Origin of the sequence: Winogradskyella psychrotolerans (assembly GCF_018860545.1) — a bacterium.
Lineage (GTDB): Bacteria > Bacteroidota > Bacteroidia > Flavobacteriales > Flavobacteriaceae > Winogradskyella > Winogradskyella psychrotolerans_A.
On record NZ_JAHKPN010000002.1, the window covers coordinates 264,603 to 282,579 of the forward strand.

Below are 17,977 nucleotides of genomic sequence, written 5' to 3' on the forward strand. Positions count from 1 at the left end.
TTGTCATTTATACAGCGAACACATTTAATTCATGAAAATTAAAATAATAAACAAATCCAATCACGCTTTACCACATTATGAAACTATCGCATCAGCTGGTATGGATTTACGCGCTAACTTATCGGAATCTAGAATTTTAAAACCGTTAGAACGTAGTATTGTTGGTACTGGTTTATATATGGAATTACCGGTTGGAATTGAAGCACAAGTCAGACCAAGAAGTGGATTAGCCGCAAAAAAAGGAATTACCGTACTAAATGCACCAGGAACTATAGATGCTGATTATAGAGGAGAAATAGGTGTGATTTTAGTTAATCTTTCAAATGAAGATTTTGAAATTAACAATGGTGAACGTATTGCGCAACTAGTCATCGCCAAGCACGAGCGTGCCGAATGGGTAGACGTTATAGAATTATCTGATACCGATAGAGGAGAAGGTGGTTTTGGAAGCACGGGAGTCTCGTAGGAATTTCCTGCAAGGTTTTAAAAACCCTGTAGGTATTATTCGATTTTAGATTAAGTTATTTAATCGTAACCAAAAGCATAAATAAATTTTAACAGAATAGATTTCCGTTTTCACGGAAACGAAAAACAAATTTTTCGATGAAAATAATAGTACCAATGGCAGGTCGAGGATCGCGCCTTAGACCACATAGTTTAACTGTACCAAAACCTTTAATTCCTGTTGCAGGTCAACCAATAGTACATCGTTTAGTAAAGGATATCGCCAAAGTGTTAAAGCAACCGATTGAAGAAATTGCTTTTGTTTTAGGTGATCCAGCATTTTTTGGAGAAGATGTTGTAGAAAGTTTAACAGAACTTGCGGAAGGCTTAGGAGCAAAAGCGTCGATTTACAGACAAGATCAGCCTTTGGGAACAGGGCACGCGATTATGAGTGCAGAACCATCGCTTTCTGGACCTGCTGTAATTGCTTATGCAGATACATTGATTAGAGCTGAATTCGATTTAGATCCAACAGCGGATAGTGTGATTTGGACAAAATGTGTTGCCAATCCCGAAGCCTATGGTGTTGTAAAATTAAATACTGATCAAAACATAGTAGAATTAGTTGAAAAACCGGAAACCTTTGTAAGTGATCAAGCTGTTATAGGCATTTACTACTTTAAAGATGTTGCCGTTTTAAAAGAGAAATTACAAGAAGTTTTAGACGAAAACGTTATGAATGGTGGAGAATATCAAATCAATGATGGTATTAAACGCATGATGGCAGACGGAAAAATCTTTAAAACTGGAACCGTTGACGAGTGGATGGATTGTGGAAACAAAACCGTGACTTTAGAAACGAATGCTAAAATGTTAGGCTTCCTAACGGCAGATAAAGAAGAGCAATTAATTGACGACTCTGTTGTTTTAGAAAATTCAAAAGTGATTGAGCCGTGTTATATCGGAAAAGGAACAGTTTTGAAAAACACCACTGTTGGACCTAATGTTTCTATCGGAAAGGGTTGTGTATTAGAAAATTCAACCGTTAAAAATAGCTTAATACAAAACCAAACCATCATTAAAAACGCTAATTTAGACGAAGCTATGATTGGTAATCATGTAAAGTATAATGGTGAGTTTACTAAGATTAGTATTGGTGATTATACAACAATGGAATAGTTATTGACATCGCTAATCACAGTATTTAAATTAAGAAATTATGTACGTTGTATTGTATTCAATTGTCATAAAACCTGAGCAAGAAGACCAATTTATAGGAGCTTGGAAAGGGTTAACAACATTGATTTACAAATACGAAGGAAGTTTAGGATCGCGATTACATAAAAAAGATACGCTAAACTTTTTTGCTTATGCGCAATGGCCAGATAAAAATACGTTTGATAATGCTGGTGGAAATTTGCCAGAAGAAGCCAACGAGCTTAGGGACATTATGAAGGCATCTTGCGAAAAGTTTGAAGTGTTAGAAAAGTTTGAAATGATTGAAGACCTGTTAAAGCAACACCAAAGTGAATAAGAAATTTATTTTGATATTAGTTTTTATCTTCGGAATGATAATCGTTCCGCAGACGACCTATGCCCAAGTTGATTTCAATAAACGACCAGATGATGATTTAGGCAATGTGGAAGACGAATTTCAAGAACATTTCTTTGAAGCTTTAAAGCAAAAAGGCATTGAAAATTATGATCGTGCTGTAGAATCTCTTCATAAATGCTTAAATCTCGATAGTAAAAAACCGGTCATCTATTTTGAACTGGGTAAAAATTACAACAAGCTCAAAAACTTTGGTGCAGCAGAAGAACATCTTAAAAAAGCTATCGAAATGCAACCTGATAACGTTTGGTTTTTAGATGAACTTTACGATGTCTATTTTCAGCAAGATGATATTAAGAATGCCCTAAAGACTATTAAGCAATTGGTGAAATATCATCCTGATTACAAAGAGGATTTAGCGGCACTTTATGTTAGAGAAGAACGATATAAACAAGCCTTAGATTTACTAGATGAGTTAGATGCCGAATATGGTTTGAGCGAATCTAGAGATGCTATGCGAAATGATATTTATAGTGTTACAGGTAATGCCGATGATCGTATTGAAAACTTAGAACAGCGTATAGCAAACAATCCGAATAATGAGGATAATCATTTAAAGCTCATTTATAGATATAGTCAAACAGGCGATCAAAAAAATGCGTATAAAGCGGCTAAGAACTTATTAAAAGTAAAGCCAGATTCTAAATTTGTGCATTTAGCCTTGTATAAATTTTATCTACAAGATGATAAGGTGGATGAAGCCATCAGTTCTGTTAAAACAGTATTGACAAGTCCAGAAATCAATGCAGATGCTAAAGCCAAAGTCCTTAAAGATTTTGTGGCTTTCGTCGCTAAAAATCCTGAATACGAAACGGATCTTATCGATATTACTTCACTAATAGATGGTGATAAAGATGCGCAAACCCATAGTGAGTTAGGACAATATTATTTAAAAGCCGGAGATAAAGTTAAGGCGCTTACTAACTTTAAAGAAGCCTTAAAACAAAGTCCTAATGACTTTAAATTAATAAAAGATGTCTTACTACTTCAATTAGATATAAAGGATTACAATTCGGTTATAATAGACAGTGAGCGTGCTTTAGAATTATATCCTGCCCAACCAATTTTATATTTGGTAAATGCTGTGGCCCATAATAATTTGAACGCATCGAAGAAAGCTATTGATAGTTTAGAAATGGGATTAGATTTTTTAATAGACAATCCTAATATGGAAGCTGATTTTTATTCCGAATTAAGCATTGCCTACAAAGCCTTAAATAATATTAGTAAATCTGAGACGTTTGCTAAAAAGGCAAAAGCCTTAAAAGCCCAATAAATAATGAAGTTACCTCAAGTATATAAAAATTTTAAACTGACCCTATGTGTAATTTTTATAACATTAGCATTTAGTTGTGGTTCTACTAAAAGTATTATAGCTTCTGGTGAAGCAAGTGATAAACTTTCTGCAAAACAGGTGATTAAACAGCATCAAAAGAATGAAGTCAATTTTAAAACCATGAACGCTAGGGTTGCTATTGATCTCATTCAGGGTCAAAAGGAACAAGGCCATACCTTTAACTTACGAATGGAAAAAGATAAAGTAATTTGGTTAAGTGCTTCATTTGGTATGGCACGTATGATGATTACTCCAAATAAAGTGCGGTTTTATAATAAACTCGATAACGAATATTTTGATGGAGATTATAAACTATTGAGTGATGTTGTAGGTATAGATTTAGATTTCATGAAGGTACAAAACATTCTTTTAGGTCAAGCGATTTACGATCTTAACGACCAGCCTTATCAGGTTGCGGTTAATAATAATTCTTATGCTGTAAGTCCAAAAGATCAAAATGCATTGATAGAGTTGTTCTACCTAATTAATCCTTCACATTTTAAGATGGATAGTCTGCAAATGCAACAAACGCTGAAAAAAAGAATGCTTCAAGTAGATTATTCTTCTTATCAGAAAGTAGATAAGCAAATTATACCAGAAAACATTAGAATTATTGCAGTTGAAGATACTGATGAAGTTGCTATTACCATGGAATTTAAATCGGTATCTTTGAATGATGAAGTGCGTTTTCCGTTTAATATTCCTTCAGGTTATAAAGAAATTGAAATCAAATAATGACTAAAAATCGGTTATATATAATTTTAGTGATTGGGCTTTTAATGTCCAGTTTTTCACTTGTTGCTCAAAGCGATAGGCAAAAAGAATTAGAGGCGCAGCGTCAGCAAAAGTTAAGAGAGATTAAGCAAATTAATGCTTTATTATTTACTAAAAAGAAAGAGGAGAAATCGACCATTACGCTTATTGAAGATATTAATTACAGAGTCAATGTTAGAAAAAATTTAATTAGAATTACTAACGAACAAGCCAACTTATTAACGCGTGAAATCAACGCCAATCAGAAAGAAATAACCAGTCTGAGAACACAGCTACAAGAATTAAAAGATGATTATGCAGCAATGGTTGTAAAATCCTATAAAAGTAAGTCTGAACAAAGTAAAGTGATGTTTTTATTATCGTCTAGTAATTTTCAACAGGCCTATAAACGATTACAATATATAAGACAGTATAGAGAATATCAGAAAGAACAAGGTGAATCCATAAAGCTTAAAACTAAAGAATTACAGGAATTAAATATTCAGCTATCTAAACAAAAGGAAGATAAGCAGAAGCTAGTTGAAGAAAACCGGGTTGCTAAACGCGAACTAGAAGGCGAATTAAAGCAACGTGAAGTTTTAATGGCTTCTATTAAGACGGATATGGGCAAATTCGCGACTCAGATTAAACAAAAACAACGGGAAGCTGACCAATTGGATAAGGAGATCGATCGCTTAATTGCTGAAGCTATTGCGGCATCGAATAAAAAAGTTGGTAAAAAATCCTCTGCAGGAAAATTTGTCTTAACACCTGAAGCAAAAAAACTAGCCTCTAGTTTTGCTGCGAACAAAGGAAAATTGGGATGGCCAGTTGCACGAGGTGTTATTAAAGGTAAATTTGGTAAAACACGTTCTTTAACAGATAGTTCAGTGGAAGTTAATCATTCTGGTGTAAAAATAGCAACAGAGCAAAATGCAGAAGTCAGAGCGGTTTTTAATGGTGAAGTTTCTAAAATTCATCTAATGAAAAGAGGAAATCCAACCATTTTAATTAGGCATGGTGATTATATAACGATTTATCACAACCTCTCAAAGATTCATGTAAAGAAAGGAGATAAAATTACCACTGGTCAGGTTATTGGTGAGGTATTTACTAATAAAATATCAGGAGAAACCCTTCTGGATTTTAGAATTTACAAAAATAATCTAAAACTGAATCCAGAATCTTGGTTGGCACGCCAATAAATCAAAGGACTATTCAAAAAGCGCCTTTAACTCAGTAGCATCAGCAGGTTTCATTTTTCCGGCCAATACCAAACTCAATTGTTTACGACGTAAAGCCGCATCAAAACGTTGCTTCTCTAATTCTGTTTCGGGTACCAATTCAGGGACTCTTACAGGTTGTCCCATTTCATCCACAGCAACAAAGGTGTAAATCGCCTCATTAGCTTTAACACGGTCACCAGATTCTCTGTCTTCGATCCAGACATCCATATACACTTCCATAGAAGACGAAAATGCTCGAGATACTTTAGCTTCAATCATTACCACACTTCCTAAAGGAACAGCTCTGTTAAATGCAACATGATTTACGGTCGCTGTTACCACAATGCGTCTAGAGTGTCGTCTTGCGGAAATACTAGCAGCTCTATCCATACGGGCTAATAGTTCGCCACCAAATAAGTTGTTGAGTGGGTTCGTTTCGCTTGGTAATACCAAATCGGTACTAATGGTTTTAGATTGAAATGCGGTTCTAGAATGCATAAGAATTTTAAAATTTCTGCAAAGATAGAGCGATTTTAAGATGAAGTAGTATTATTATAAGTAAAAAGTAAAAAGTAAAAAGTAAAAAGTAAAAAGTAAAAAGTAAAAAGTAAAAAGTAAAAAGTGAAAAGTAAAAAGTGAAAAGTAAAAAGTAAAAAGTGAAAAGTGAAAAGTGAAAAAAGTCTTGGCGAAATATAATGAGAGATTAAACTATTTAAATTTTTAAATAACGTCTGTCTAATTATTTCTCTGTGAATCTACGTGTAAACTCCATGAATTTCTGTGTAATAATTCACGTTAAGCTAAACGCAAGCATTGGTAAAACTCGGATCTTAAAAGTCTATTTAAGCGTCTTAATCAACAACCAAGCATCACGATTATGCTCACGACGAATCTTAAAAAGTTCACTTTGGGCTTCTGCTCTAGTTTCAAAACTGCCATAAACTACTTCATGTAAACCATAACGATTCGCACCAATTTGACGTGCTTTAAAACCTTGTTCTCTTAATTGTTTGACTTTCTTTTCAGAATTTTCTTCTACTCTAAAGGCGCCAGCAACAATATGGTAATTACCACTTTGTTTTTCAACAGACAACGTTGCTGCAGGTAATGGGTTACTAATTATAAAAGTTGCTTCTTGCACTTTAGCATCAAGTTGCTCATTGGCTTGCTCTTGTGCTAGTTGGTTATGGTTTTCAATGGTATTATTATAATACGTTGCAGCTCCAAAACCACCTAAACCTAATAAAACAACTGCGGCAGCCGCATATTTAAACCAGTTACGATTAGATCGTTTTTCAGGGGTTAAAGCAATTGGTGCAGTCTCTTCTATAACTTCTACAGTTTCTTTGTAAACTTCGCGGGTAACGTCTGTTGAAGAAAAATGAGATAACCCAAAAGAATCTGTTAAATAGTTGATGTGGCTAGACGGATCAAATTGAATTTTACCATCTGCATTTAAAACCAACTCACCAATATTTTTAAATTGAATAGTTTCTCCTTCAACCAAATAGGATTTGATAGACTTTATTTGCTTAGAAACTTGACTTAACGCAGTCGCATAAGGTATTTTTTCAACCTCAGCAATGTAATTCGCCAATAGGCCATCATTTTGTTGTAATTGCTCGTTAAAAGACAAGGCTTTTTTCGGAGGGTAAAACGTATGGGTGGTCTCGTGTATTTTTGCCGAAACACGACGAGTTAAAAACGCTCCAAATTCTGGAACAGTAACACAATCGTATCGGTATAAAAGGTCGCTAATGTAAGTATCTAACTGCATATGAGAGCAAAGTTAAAAATTTTTATTTCTGAAAGAAGTGAAGTATCGTTTATTTATTAACATCAAATTAAATTTTTTTCTATGCCTTTGATTTTCTTTGAATTCAGAATTAATTTTATTGTAATTCTATACTTTTTTATCTAAAGCATAACTATCAAAATTTTCTATATGCTATTGGTGTGGATTGTCCTCTTGGGGGGCTTTAGGGGTGTTTTTGCATGAATATTATCTTTTTTATTTATAGTATGTCGATTGATTTTTCACGACAATTATTTTTCCATTCTAAGAATTATATTATTAATAGTGTCTTTAATAAAAGTCCAAATCATTCAGAATTAAATAATTATATTCGTAAACAGTGGAATTATTTTCTTAAGTACTTAGCGTTCAATGACAGATCAACAACTTATTTATGCATTAGCCTTGCAACATGTTCCAAAAATTGGGGCGACTACGGCCAAGAAACTTATTAATCATTGCGGATCGGCTGAAGCGGTTTTAAAAGAAAAGAAATCAAAGATTTTAAAAATTGATGGTATTGGAACCATTACAATTCAAGGCCTTTATGATAAAATTCATCTCGAAGAGGCACAGCAAGAATTGAAATTTATTAAAGATAATGATATTGCTGCTAATTACTTTACGGAAGAAACCTATCCAGAACGTTTAAAACATTGTATTGATGGTCCCATTGTATTATTTCAATCTGGAAACATCAAAATAAAGCAACAACGTATTATAAGTATTGTTGGAGCTCGAAAAATAACCACTAATGGTATTGCGTTTTGTGAAAAGTTAGTAGAAGCCTTATCTCCGTTTAATCCTATAATTGTGTCTGGGTTTGCATACGGAACCGATATTACCGCACAAAAAGCAGCTGTAAAACATAATCTCCAAACTATTGGTTGCTTAGCTCATGGTTTAAATCAAATATATCCTAAAGTGCATAAAAAGTATGTGGCTGATATAGAAAGACATGGTGGTTTTTATACGGATTTTTGGAGTACAGACAATTTTGACCGCAATAACTTTTTAAAGCGTAACCGAATTATTGCAGGACTAAGCGAAGCAACGATTGTTATAGAATCTGCGGAAAAAGGTGGGAGCTTAGTCACGGCAGATATTGCGAATTCCTATAATAGAGAAGTCTTTGCTGTACCAGGAAGAACTACGGATAGTCAGAGTATTGGTTGCAATAATTTAATAAAATTTCAGAAAGCTCATTTATTATCCAATCCTTTGGATGTCCCGTATATGCTAAATTGGGAATTAGAATCCAATAAAAAGCCAGTCATTCAGCAACAATTGTTTGTTGAACTTGAACCCGACGAAAAGATCATTTATAATTTTCTTAAAGAAAATAATAAAGAACTGTTAGATGTTATTGCCTTTCGTTGTGAAATGCCAACCTATAAAATAGCGGGTATTTTACTTAATATGGAATTAAAAGGTGTTGTGAGGCCTTTACCTGGCAAATTGTTTGAGGTGATTTAGTTAACACCTAAAATAAATTGTTCAAATCGTAGTAAGTTTTATTTGGTGTTAGTTGTTCATTTAAAGTATCGATGTTTACGAATGTTAAGTTTTAAATCAGTGTAATTGGCAACCTCTAGTCTTAAAAAGGAGTTCGAGATTCCATGTGTATTCACGACACTATTATGTGATTTTTATGTAGGAAATATTTAAAAAATTACACTTTGTCGAATATATTATGCTTTTTGTCGGATTTTTGTTTGGTTATTCCAATTACTTTCATCATATTTGTAGTCCCTCTATAATACATAAAATTAAAAAATACTGTTCTACCAATTGTGGTCGTATGGTTAAACTTAATAATGATCCTACTTATGAGGTTACAAACTACACCCATTCTGAAGCATTCCGATGCCTACCAGTTTTTTATCCAACACATAGCCCTATTATTTCAATGTCAGGTGCTGAAAGAGACTACTAATACGTTGTTTTTTGCACCGTTTATGAATAGTGGTACATTTCATCCTAACTTTAAGAAAATTGAGAATAGTGAAGCAACTGAACGGTCTTAAAAGGCACGATTTGTGTGTTTTACAGTGTCGCGAAGTGCATTTAAAAGGATATTAACGGCACATCAACTAATTTTTTTTGCGCATCCTATAAACTGCTGCACTTTTGCAGTGTTAAACCCAAATTTACACTGAATAGATATTATCATTAGACTTAGTCTTCATTAATTAATGTCTGTTCAAAAGAATTATAATAATATAACCTATGAATACAATTTTATCCTTCGTCTCATCTAAAAAAGTAATGACTACGCTCTTACTTTTATTAAGTGCTTTGTCTTTTTCGCAAGTTGTTACGGATATTTTTCCTACACGTGTAACAACAAGTAGTAATATTACTATTATTGGAACAGGCTTTTCTTCAGGAGATCAAAACAATATTACTATTACTGGAATTAGTATTAACTCTAAAGAGTTTGTTAGTGCTACCGAAATGAGATTTAAAGTTACTAGAACAGGTAGTAGCACAACAGGGCAACTTTCTGTAGGGGTATCGGGATATTCATATACTGTGCCAGATAGAAATATTGAATATGTTCAACCTACAAGTAAAACTGTAAGTTCAAACTCACAAAATAGAGTAAGAGAAGTTTATACGTCTTGGGATCAAAATGGAAATGGTGAGAATTTTTGGAAATCAGGTGATTTTTTAAGTAGTAATACATCGACATGGCCAAACGATAGCCATGAGTTGCTAGGTTTTAAAATGACATATGGAAGTGTAGATTATATTTTTTCTACTGGTGTTGATGATACGATGCTTGAAAGTAAATTAACAAGCTTAGGTGTAGATGGTGTTAATGTTATATATATGGCACAAGAATTTAAAGCGTATTCTACTAATGGGGTTAGTGGAACACCTAATAGTAACAACTTTATTGGAATGGCAGATCTAATAGACGGTTATTCTGGATCGATAAACTTTAATGATGCCGTTAGAAAAACAGTTTATGATGTTATTATTGATGGAGATAATGGTCTGGATTTAGGGACTGGTATTGCAAATTTTAATAATGATGCAGATATTAGATTTTACAGTGGTAATGGTAGTGAAGGAACAGCGGATGATGGCATCCCAGATTTAATAATAACTCAGATGGCTCAACCCGGAGGGACAGATGTTTATTATTATGCAGATGTTGAAGGTAATGTCGTTGGTAAACCAATTAAAGTGGCGTTTCAAAACTATGATTCGTTAAGGTTATTTGAGTGGTATGTAGATTTTTATAAAATGAACACTTCTACGAACTTTGACGCCTCTTTATCTACTGGTAATGGGTTTTCAAGCGGTGGACATAGAGGATATAGAATGGCTGCATTTCAGTTAGATGATTTTCAAATTGATGATACTAATATCTTATTGATAGATAATATTAATATGGGTGCTGGTGGTTCATCAGATATGTCTTTTATGGCCTATAACCAATCAGCTTTTGCAATTAAATCTCCAATAATTGATAAATCACCTGTGTCTCGTTTTATTTGTAGACTACCGTCTCCAAGTGATTCTAGTCTTACATTTAGTGTATTAGGAAGTGTTGATGAACCTACGGGATCTACATCTGAAGACATTAAATATGAGTGGTTTAAAAATCATACTAGTTTATCTGAAACAACAAGTTCATATACTATTAATGGAAGTTTAGACGTGTCAGATATAGAAAATGTAACATACAGGGTTAGAGTGTCTAATGACTTTGGTGCTGTAGACTTACCTTTTACCATTAGCGAAGGAGGAACACCAGCATATTGGAATGGTACAACTTGGGAGTTACCATCTGTATATACGCTTAATAGTATTACTGTAGATGATAGAGATAGAAGCTTAATCTTTTCTGAACATTACAGCAAATCTTCCGATTTAGTGGGCTGCGATTGTACAGTAACAGCAGGAAAGGATGTGGTAATTCCTTCTGATTCATCCATAACGCTTTTTAATTCCTTAACAGTTGAAGACGAAATTCCTGCAACAACAGTTGATGGTGAAACTACAGAGCTAATACCTGCTGGTACCTTTACTTTAGAGGATGATGCTAGTCTCGTACAAATTAATGATGTGGAGAATAGTGGCAACATTATAAAGAAAAGAACGGTTGATGGTACGACACTAAATGGGAATGATTATATCTATTGGTCATCTCCAGTTGAGGATGCACCATTCTCTTCGATTCCTGGAAACCTTATGTATGAATGGCATACTAATGATTCTAATAATATAACTGGAACTACTGGTAATTGGGCCAGTGCTAGTGGTACAATGTCTGTAGGTAGAGGCTATATTGCTCGTGTACCACAAGCTATCGATTATACAGCGACATTTAATGGTGTACCAAATAATGGAAATATTGAATGGGATGTGTATAAAACGAATACTGTTGGGTCTATGTCGACAGTGGAAATCGATTGGAATTTAATAGGAAATCCATATCCTTCTTCTATCAATGCTAAAAAATTCTTAGAGGATAATACTGATATAGAGGGTAGTGTGTATTTATGGACACATAATCGTGCTGCTACTAGTTCGGAAAGTGATCCTTTTTATGATGACTATGGCATAAATTATGGAGATCAATATGTGGCGTATAATGATTTAGGTTCTTCAAATCCTTCAGGTTTTAATGGATATATAGCTTCAGGGCAAGCCTTTTTTGTTCAGATTAATGCGGCTGTTAGAGGTGGTTCAGATTTTAATGTTACATTTTCTAATGATATGCGTTACGATGAAAACGAATTTGCTCATGATAATTCTCAATTTTACAGAAGCAGTTCAGAAGAAACTATAGCTTTAGAAAAACAGTTAGTTTGGCTGAGTTTAGCGAATGAAAACGATAAGGCAATTAGTACATTAGTAGGCTACGCAAGTGGAGCTACAGAAGGAAAAGACAGACTTTACGATGCTTACACTAATAATGAAGGGTTCAATTTATATTCTTTAATTACAGAAGAAGAAAAATTAGTGATACAAGGCCTTCCATTACCTTTTGTAGATACCAATACAGTGCCCTTAGGTATTGAATTAAATGCAAGTGGAATTTACAAAATTGCCATTGGTAAAGTAGAAGGAAACTTATTTGTAGAACAAGAACAAGGTATATATTTAGAAGATACGTATACAAACGTTATTCATGATTTAAGAACATCACCTTACAGTTTTACAGGTGAAGCCGGTGAGTTTAATGATCGTTTTATTTTAAGATATACACCATCTTCAACGCTTTCAATTTCTGAAGTTTCGGTAGCAGATACCTTTGCGTATATTAATAATGCAACCTTGCATCTTAAATCATCTAACCTTATTGAATCGGCAACGGTATACGATATGAATGGTAAACAAATTACCAATTATAACGTAGATAATCGTGATAATTCTTTTGATACAGAATTTAGATTCTCTAAAGGTGTATATATCGTCGCTATTACATTAGATAATGGTACTGTAGTCACAAAAAAGCTTATTAACTAAACTCTTTTTATTTAAATACCTCCCTAGGTTTAAATAGCATATTAATCATTTTATTAAAACCAACAGAATCTCTAAATAGCTTAGAGACAAGACTTTTATTTTTAAACCTTAACGTATGAACTTAAAAATTACTTTTAATTTAAAACCGCTTAACACACTCAAAATGACTGTTTTTGCGCTTTTTTTAACAGCTTCAGCCAATATATTTGGCCAAACTGTTACTGAGGCTTTTCCCTCAAGGATAACTACCAACTCTAAAATTACGGTGTTAGGAACCGATTTTACAGAGAGCACTTCTATTAGTATCAATGGTATCAACATCAATAGCAGTAGCATTACATTATTAAGTGATACTGAAATGTTATTCGCTATTTCACATACAGGATCGTCAGATGTTTCTGGTGAACTTGTTGTAGGTGGTGTATCTACAGGAATTAATATAGATTATATTAGTCCTTCTCACAAAACGCTTAAAAATGGAGAAACGAGTAACGTTACTAAAATTACCGAAATATTTACAACGTATAATGGGTTTTGGAGGTCGTCACAATGGAAAGCAGACCCTACTAATAACAGTTTAAAACCTAATACGAGTCATGATCTATTGGCGTTTACCTATAACGGAGTTACCTATTCTACAGGTGTAGATGATCAGGTGCTTACTGATAATGGAGTGACGTTTAGCACACAACTATTTTATGCGTATACAACTAATGGTGTTGATGGAACCACTTATGGATCTAACTATTTAGCTATGGCGGATTTAATAGATGGAGAAGTTAATGAAGGCACTGCTATTACGTCTGAAGAAATTTTAGGTACAACAATTTACGATGTTTTAATTGACGGAGTCAATGGTTTAGATATCGGTACAGGCGTTACTAATTTTAATGCCACTGCAGATGTTGAATTTTATAGTGCTGGTGGACAACTAGGTGCTTTAAATGATGATGTACCAGATTTTTTAATCTCACAAATAGCTATGGCAGGTAGCACAGATATTTATTATTATACAGATTCTGAAAAGAATGTTGTAGGAAGACCTGTGAAATTGACCATATTAGATGAAACTGATACGCAAGGTGATGCGTTATTAACACAGTGGAGATTGGATTTATATAATTTCACTAATGGTGTTAACTACGGTATAGCAACGCCGCAATCTAGAGCTTTTTCTAATAATGAGCAGCGTCCTTTACGAATGGTAGCTTTAAAATTTGAAGATTTTCAAATTACAGACACTAATATTACAGATATAAATAACGTGAATATGGTAGCCGGTGGTACAGCCGATCTTGGTTTCCTTGCCTATAATAGAGGGTCTTTTGATATAAAAACGCCTGTCTTTACGGAATATCCTGCTGCTAGGTACGTTTGTCAATTACCAAGTGAGTCTAGTATCTCATTTTCTGCTACTGCTACAGTTTCTGGTGGTGCCACTGGTGCACCTGAAGAAACGTTATCGTACCAATGGTTTAAGTATAGCGATCCTATTCCTGGAGCGACATCTAGTACGTACACGCTTCCTAATACTATTGATTCTGAAAGTTTAGGGATTTACAAATTAAAAGTTAGTAATTCGTATGGTGCCGTTGTAGTACCTGTAAGTCTTTCATTAGGTGGAACTCCTGTTTATTGGAATGGAACGGATTGGGAATTACCTCCAGTGTATCAAAATGCAGGCGTGGTCGTTGAACCACAAGATAGAGGTTTAGTATTTTCATCTAATTATAATGAAGTTGGAGATATAGAAGGGTGTGATTGTTTAGTGCCTTCTGGTAGTAATGTTACTATACCTTCAGGATCTACACTTAAACTTTATGGTGAAGTTACAGTGGAATCGGGTGGTTCATTAACATTTGAAGATAGCGCGAGTTTAATTCAAACTAAAATAGTATCAAGTAATGAAAATGTTGGTTCAATTAAAGTAAAACGTAATGTTACAGATCTACATGATAATGATTATGTATTGTGGTCTTCTCCTGTAGCTGGCTTTGATGTTTCTAATATCACATCCGAGTATACAACTGATGCTTTTAATTGGGGTGTTAATACGGCAAATTCTAATGGTATTTCTGGTGATTGGGCTCTAACTACTGGAGCAATGAATTCAGGTTTAGGATATGCTGTTAATGTACCAACGGAACTTGTTACAACAGGATTTACAACAACCTTTGTTGGAACGCCTAATAATGGAGATATTTCTGTAGATGTTTATAAATCAACAGGAAATCAGCCAAATCTAGAAGTGAGACATAGAAACCTTATTGGTAACCCATATCCTTCTGCGATAAGTGCAGAGCAGTTATTAACTGACAATACCTTATTAGAAGGTAATGTGAAAATATGGTCACATAATTCAGCAATTCCAAATGCAACAACACCATTAACGAGTTCTGCTTATCAAGCTTTAGATTACAACTATGCTGAGCAGTATGTAAGTTATAACTTTACAGGTGCTAATCCACCAGAAAGTACTAATGGATATATTGGTTCTGGACAAGGATTTTTTGTTCAAGTTGATGATAGTGCTTCAGAAGGTTCAGTAACGTTTACAAATGCGATGCGTTCTAACGATGATGATGTAGCATATGATAATTCTCAATTTTACAGATCAGAAGAATCGACTAATAATGATTTAGAAAAGCACCTCGTTTGGTTAAGCTTGATCGATGCTACGGATGTTTCTGCAAGTACTTTAGTTGGTTACGTAGAAGGAGCAACGATGGCAAAAGATAGACTTTTTGATGCCTATTCTGATGACAACTCAATGCGTATCTATTCTATAGTTGATAATGCAGAAATGGTTATTCAAGGGCGTTCGTTACCATTTGTAGATACTGATGTGGTGCCGTTAGGAATTGAATTGCCTGAAAGTGGTATTTTTAAAATAGCTATTGGCGATTTAGCAGGAACGGTTTTTGCAGGTGGTACACAAGGTATTTATCTTGAAGATACGGTTCTAAATACAGAACATGATTTAATAGCGTCTCCTTATTCTTTTTCTGGAGTTGAAGGAAAAATTAATGATAGATTTAACTTACGTTATACAACTACTTTATCCGTTGATGACGTTGCAATGTCTAATACTTTTGCTTATGTAAAGGATGGCACATTAAATGTAAGATCTGGTTCAGGTATTAAGGATGTTAAAGTCTATGATATAAACGGAAGACAAGTAAGTTCTTATGCGTCTAATGGACAGGACAATACGTTGAGTGAAAGCTTCAGGTTTTCTAAAGGAGTATATTTAGCAACGATTACTTTAGAAGGTAATGTAACTGTAACTAAGAAAATTATAAACTAAGGATTAATTTACTTAATCATTAAACTATAAAGACCTCTATTAAATTAATAGAGGTCTTTTTTTATTTAAAATTTTAAAAAGTAGCGAATTAATAACCCACTTTTTCTCTCACGCGTTTTAAAACAGCGTCAGCAACAAGCTTAGCTTTTACGGCACCTTTGGTTAAAGCAGCATCAACTTCTTCAAGATTATTCATATAATAATTGTAGCGTTCTCTTTGTTCAGAAAAACGTTCTAATACTAATTCATATAAGGCTTGTTTGGCGTGACCATAACCGTAATTGCCTCCTTCATAATTAGCTTTCATAGCTGCAATTTGAGCATCAGAAGCCAATAAACTATAAATTGCAAAACAGTTACAAGTCGCCCAATCTTTTGGTTCTTCAAGTGGCGTACTGTCCGTCTCAATAGACATTATTTTTTTACGCAGTTGTTTTTCAGGTAAAAAGATATTGATAAAATTCCCTCTACTCTTACTCATTTTTTCTCCATCAGTTCCAGGAATAAGCATGCCGTTTTCTTGTATCTTACCTTCAGGTAGTACAAAAGCATCTCCCATCTTCGCATGGAAACGAGATGCGACATCACGAGTCATTTCAATATGTTGTAATTGATCTTTTCCCACCGGAATAATTTCAGCATCATACAATAAGATATCTGCAGCCATAAGCATTGGATAGGTAAATAAACCTGCATTGACATCTTCTAAACGATCTGCTTTATCTTTAAAACCATGTGCTAATGTTAAGCGTTGGTATGGGAAGAAACAGCTTAAATACCACGATAATTCCGTAACTTGAGGAATATCACTTTGTCTATAAAACACTGTTTTTTCAATATCTAACCCGAAAGCAAGCCAAGTAGCAGCAACAGAATAGGTGTGGTTTCTTAATTCGTCTGCATCTTTAATTTGGGTTAGCGTGTGCAAATTTGCAATAAATAAAAACGATTCGTTTTTAGCATCATTTGCCATGTCTATTGCTGGTAAAATTGCTCCTAAGATGTTCCCTAAATGCGGTGTTCCTGTACTTTGTACTCCTGTTAGTATTCTTGCCATAATAATGCCTGCGAAAGCAGGTATCTCTTTAATTGCTCCTTAATTTTACGAAATTTCAAATTAAATTTAGTAATTGAAGTAAGCAGAAATCATTTTTAAATTAAACTTAAATTGTAAAGAACAAAGGTAAATTTTTTAGCAGAACTATTAGAAGTCATTTAATTTAATTAACTAGTTTTGGTGCTATGGCATTTTTAAAATATCCATTTTGGCTTTTATATCGTATTTGGTTCTACATTTTAGTTGCCATTCCGATTATAGTATTATTCCCTTTTTTGATTATTTCTATATCAAGAGAGCAATGGTATCCATACTTTTTTAGGTTGGCACGTATTTGGTCCAAGTTTATTTTAATAGGCATGGGTTTTGGATATAGGATTAAACGAGAAGACACGCCCGATCCTGAAAAGAGTTACATGTTTGTGGCCAATCACACCTCAATGGCAGATATTATGTTAATGTTAGTTGCCGTTAAAAACCCTTTTGTATTTGTAGGAAAACAAGAATTAGCTAAAATTCCACTATTTGGTTTCTTTTATAAGCGTACTTGTATTTTAGTTGATAGATCGAGTGCCAAGAGTAGGCAAGCTGTATTTTTGCGTGCGCAACGTCGCTTAAAACAAGGTGTAAGTATTTGTATTTTTCCGGAAGGAGGAGTGCCCGATGAACATATTTTATTAGACGAATTTAAAGATGGAGCATTTCGTTTGGCAATTAACCATCAAATTCCTGTAGTTCCAATTACATTTTACGATAATAAAAAACGATTTTCATACACATTTTTTAGTGGGAGTCCTGGTAAAATGCGAGCTAAAATTCATCAATTTTTACCAACAATAGGTTTGGAGACTGCAGATACAAAAGCTTTGAATGAAAAAGCGCGATTGATAATTTGGGATGAATTGACTCGTAATCAAATCACAAAAAAAAGCCACTCTAACTAGGAGTCGCTTTTAATCA

The 17,977-nt window shown here is 34.0% G+C and carries 14 protein-coding genes; 11 read left to right on the top strand and 3 right to left on the bottom strand.

Features of this window, described 5'->3' with window-relative positions:
• The first annotated feature begins 31 nt into the window (after window positions 1-31).
• From dut to KO515_RS01140, 6 genes are all read left to right on the top strand, one after another.
• Window positions 32-466 (top strand): dUTP diphosphatase, encoded by a 435-nt coding sequence (dut, locus tag KO515_RS01115; RefSeq protein ID WP_215934530.1) that lies wholly within the window; start codon window positions 32-34, stop codon window positions 464-466.
• A gap of 137 nt (window positions 467-603) precedes the next feature.
• The gene (locus KO515_RS01120) at window positions 604-1,623 is read left to right on the top strand and encodes a sugar phosphate nucleotidyltransferase (RefSeq protein ID WP_215934531.1); all 1,020 of its coding nucleotides are present in this window, start codon (window positions 604-606) and stop codon (window positions 1,621-1,623) included.
• Window positions 1,624-1,663: 40 nt separating this feature from the next.
• Window positions 1,664-1,978, top strand: coding sequence for an antibiotic biosynthesis monooxygenase family protein (locus tag KO515_RS01125; RefSeq protein ID WP_215934532.1), 315 nt, complete (start codon window positions 1,664-1,666; stop codon window positions 1,976-1,978).
• On the top strand, window positions 1,971-3,332 hold the full coding sequence (locus KO515_RS01130; protein ID WP_354668259.1) for a tetratricopeptide repeat protein: 1,362 nt from the start codon (window positions 1,971-1,973) through the stop codon (window positions 3,330-3,332). The genes KO515_RS01125 and KO515_RS01130 overlap by 8 nt, the downstream gene beginning before the upstream one ends.
• A gap of 3 nt (window positions 3,333-3,335) precedes the next feature.
• Window positions 3,336-4,127, top strand: coding sequence for a DUF4292 domain-containing protein (locus KO515_RS01135; protein ID WP_215934533.1), 792 nt, complete (start codon window positions 3,336-3,338; stop codon window positions 4,125-4,127).
• Window positions 4,127-5,350, top strand: coding sequence for a murein hydrolase activator EnvC family protein (locus tag KO515_RS01140; protein WP_215934534.1), 1,224 nt, complete (start codon window positions 4,127-4,129; stop codon window positions 5,348-5,350). The genes KO515_RS01135 and KO515_RS01140 overlap by 1 nt, the downstream gene beginning before the upstream one ends.
• A gap of 9 nt (window positions 5,351-5,359) precedes the next feature.
• Here KO515_RS01140 and KO515_RS01145 read toward each other — a convergent pair whose 3' ends face one another.
• Together KO515_RS01145 and KO515_RS01150 are read right to left on the bottom strand one after the other, a co-directional pair.
• Entirely contained in the window at window positions 5,360-5,869 is a 510-nt protein-coding gene (locus KO515_RS01145) for an acyl-CoA thioesterase (protein WP_215934535.1), read from the bottom strand.
• A gap of 340 nt (window positions 5,870-6,209) precedes the next feature.
• Window positions 6,210-7,148: an SPOR domain-containing protein gene (locus KO515_RS01150; RefSeq protein WP_215934536.1), complete on the bottom strand. Its 939-nt coding sequence runs from the start codon at window positions 7,146-7,148 to the stop codon at window positions 6,210-6,212.
• Between the two features lie 390 nt (window positions 7,149-7,538).
• On the opposite strand from KO515_RS01150, the gene dprA reads away from it, so the two are divergent.
• From dprA to KO515_RS01170, 4 genes are all read left to right on the top strand, one after another.
• Window positions 7,539-8,642, top strand: a complete 1,104-nt coding sequence (gene dprA, locus KO515_RS01155; protein ID WP_215934537.1) for a DNA-processing protein DprA — start codon at window positions 7,539-7,541, stop codon at window positions 8,640-8,642.
• A 353-nt stretch (window positions 8,643-8,995) separates the two neighbouring features.
• Window positions 8,996-9,193 carry a hypothetical protein gene (locus KO515_RS01160; RefSeq protein WP_215934538.1) on the top strand — a complete coding sequence of 66 codons (198 nt, stop codon included), beginning with the start codon at window positions 8,996-8,998 and terminating at the stop codon, window positions 9,191-9,193.
• A 202-nt stretch (window positions 9,194-9,395) separates the two neighbouring features.
• Window positions 9,396-12,653 carry a T9SS type A sorting domain-containing protein gene (locus KO515_RS01165; protein WP_215934539.1) on the top strand — a complete coding sequence of 1,086 codons (3,258 nt, stop codon included), beginning with the start codon at window positions 9,396-9,398 and terminating at the stop codon, window positions 12,651-12,653.
• A gap of 115 nt (window positions 12,654-12,768) precedes the next feature.
• Window positions 12,769-15,960, top strand: a complete 3,192-nt coding sequence (locus KO515_RS01170) for a T9SS type A sorting domain-containing protein (RefSeq protein ID WP_215934540.1) — start codon at window positions 12,769-12,771, stop codon at window positions 15,958-15,960.
• Window positions 15,961-16,048: 88 nt separating this feature from the next.
• Here the strand turns inward: KO515_RS01170 and trpS are convergent, their stop codons facing one another.
• Window positions 16,049-17,017 (bottom strand): tryptophan--tRNA ligase, encoded by a 969-nt coding sequence (gene trpS / locus KO515_RS01175; protein WP_215934541.1) that lies wholly within the window; start codon window positions 17,015-17,017, stop codon window positions 16,049-16,051.
• A 185-nt stretch (window positions 17,018-17,202) separates the two neighbouring features.
• Between trpS and KO515_RS01180 the strand changes: the two genes are divergently transcribed.
• Entirely contained in the window at window positions 17,203-17,961 is a 759-nt protein-coding gene (locus KO515_RS01180) for a lysophospholipid acyltransferase family protein (RefSeq protein ID WP_215934542.1), read from the top strand.
• Window positions 17,962-17,977 lie beyond the last annotated feature (16 nt).

Excerpts from the sequence above, each read along its gene's own strand:
- dut (WP_215934530.1), top strand. The coding sequence starts at position 32 with ATGAAAATTAAAATAATAAACAAATCCAATCACGCTTTACCACATTAT.
- KO515_RS01120 (WP_215934531.1), top strand. The coding sequence starts at position 604 with ATGAAAATAATAGTACCAATGGCAGGTCGAGGATCGCGCCTTAGACCA.
- KO515_RS01125 (WP_215934532.1), top strand. The coding sequence starts at position 1,664 with ATGTACGTTGTATTGTATTCAATTGTCATAAAACCTGAGCAAGAAGAC.
- KO515_RS01135 (WP_215934533.1), top strand. The coding sequence starts at position 3,336 with ATGAAGTTACCTCAAGTATATAAAAATTTTAAACTGACCCTATGTGTA.
- KO515_RS01140 (WP_215934534.1), top strand. The coding sequence starts at position 4,127 with ATGACTAAAAATCGGTTATATATAATTTTAGTGATTGGGCTTTTAATG.
- KO515_RS01145 (WP_215934535.1), bottom strand. The coding sequence starts at position 5,869 with ATGCATTCTAGAACCGCATTTCAATCTAAAACCATTAGTACCGATTTG.
- KO515_RS01150 (WP_215934536.1), bottom strand. The coding sequence starts at position 7,148 with ATGCAGTTAGATACTTACATTAGCGACCTTTTATACCGATACGATTGT.
- dprA (WP_215934537.1), top strand. The coding sequence starts at position 7,539 with ATGACAGATCAACAACTTATTTATGCATTAGCCTTGCAACATGTTCCA.
- KO515_RS01160 (WP_215934538.1), top strand. The coding sequence starts at position 8,996 with ATGAGGTTACAAACTACACCCATTCTGAAGCATTCCGATGCCTACCAG.
- KO515_RS01165 (WP_215934539.1), top strand. The coding sequence starts at position 9,396 with ATGAATACAATTTTATCCTTCGTCTCATCTAAAAAAGTAATGACTACG.
- KO515_RS01170 (WP_215934540.1), top strand. The coding sequence starts at position 12,769 with ATGAACTTAAAAATTACTTTTAATTTAAAACCGCTTAACACACTCAAA.
- trpS (WP_215934541.1), bottom strand. The coding sequence starts at position 17,017 with ATGGCAAGAATACTAACAGGAGTACAAAGTACAGGAACACCGCATTTA.
- KO515_RS01180 (WP_215934542.1), top strand. The coding sequence starts at position 17,203 with ATGGCATTTTTAAAATATCCATTTTGGCTTTTATATCGTATTTGGTTC.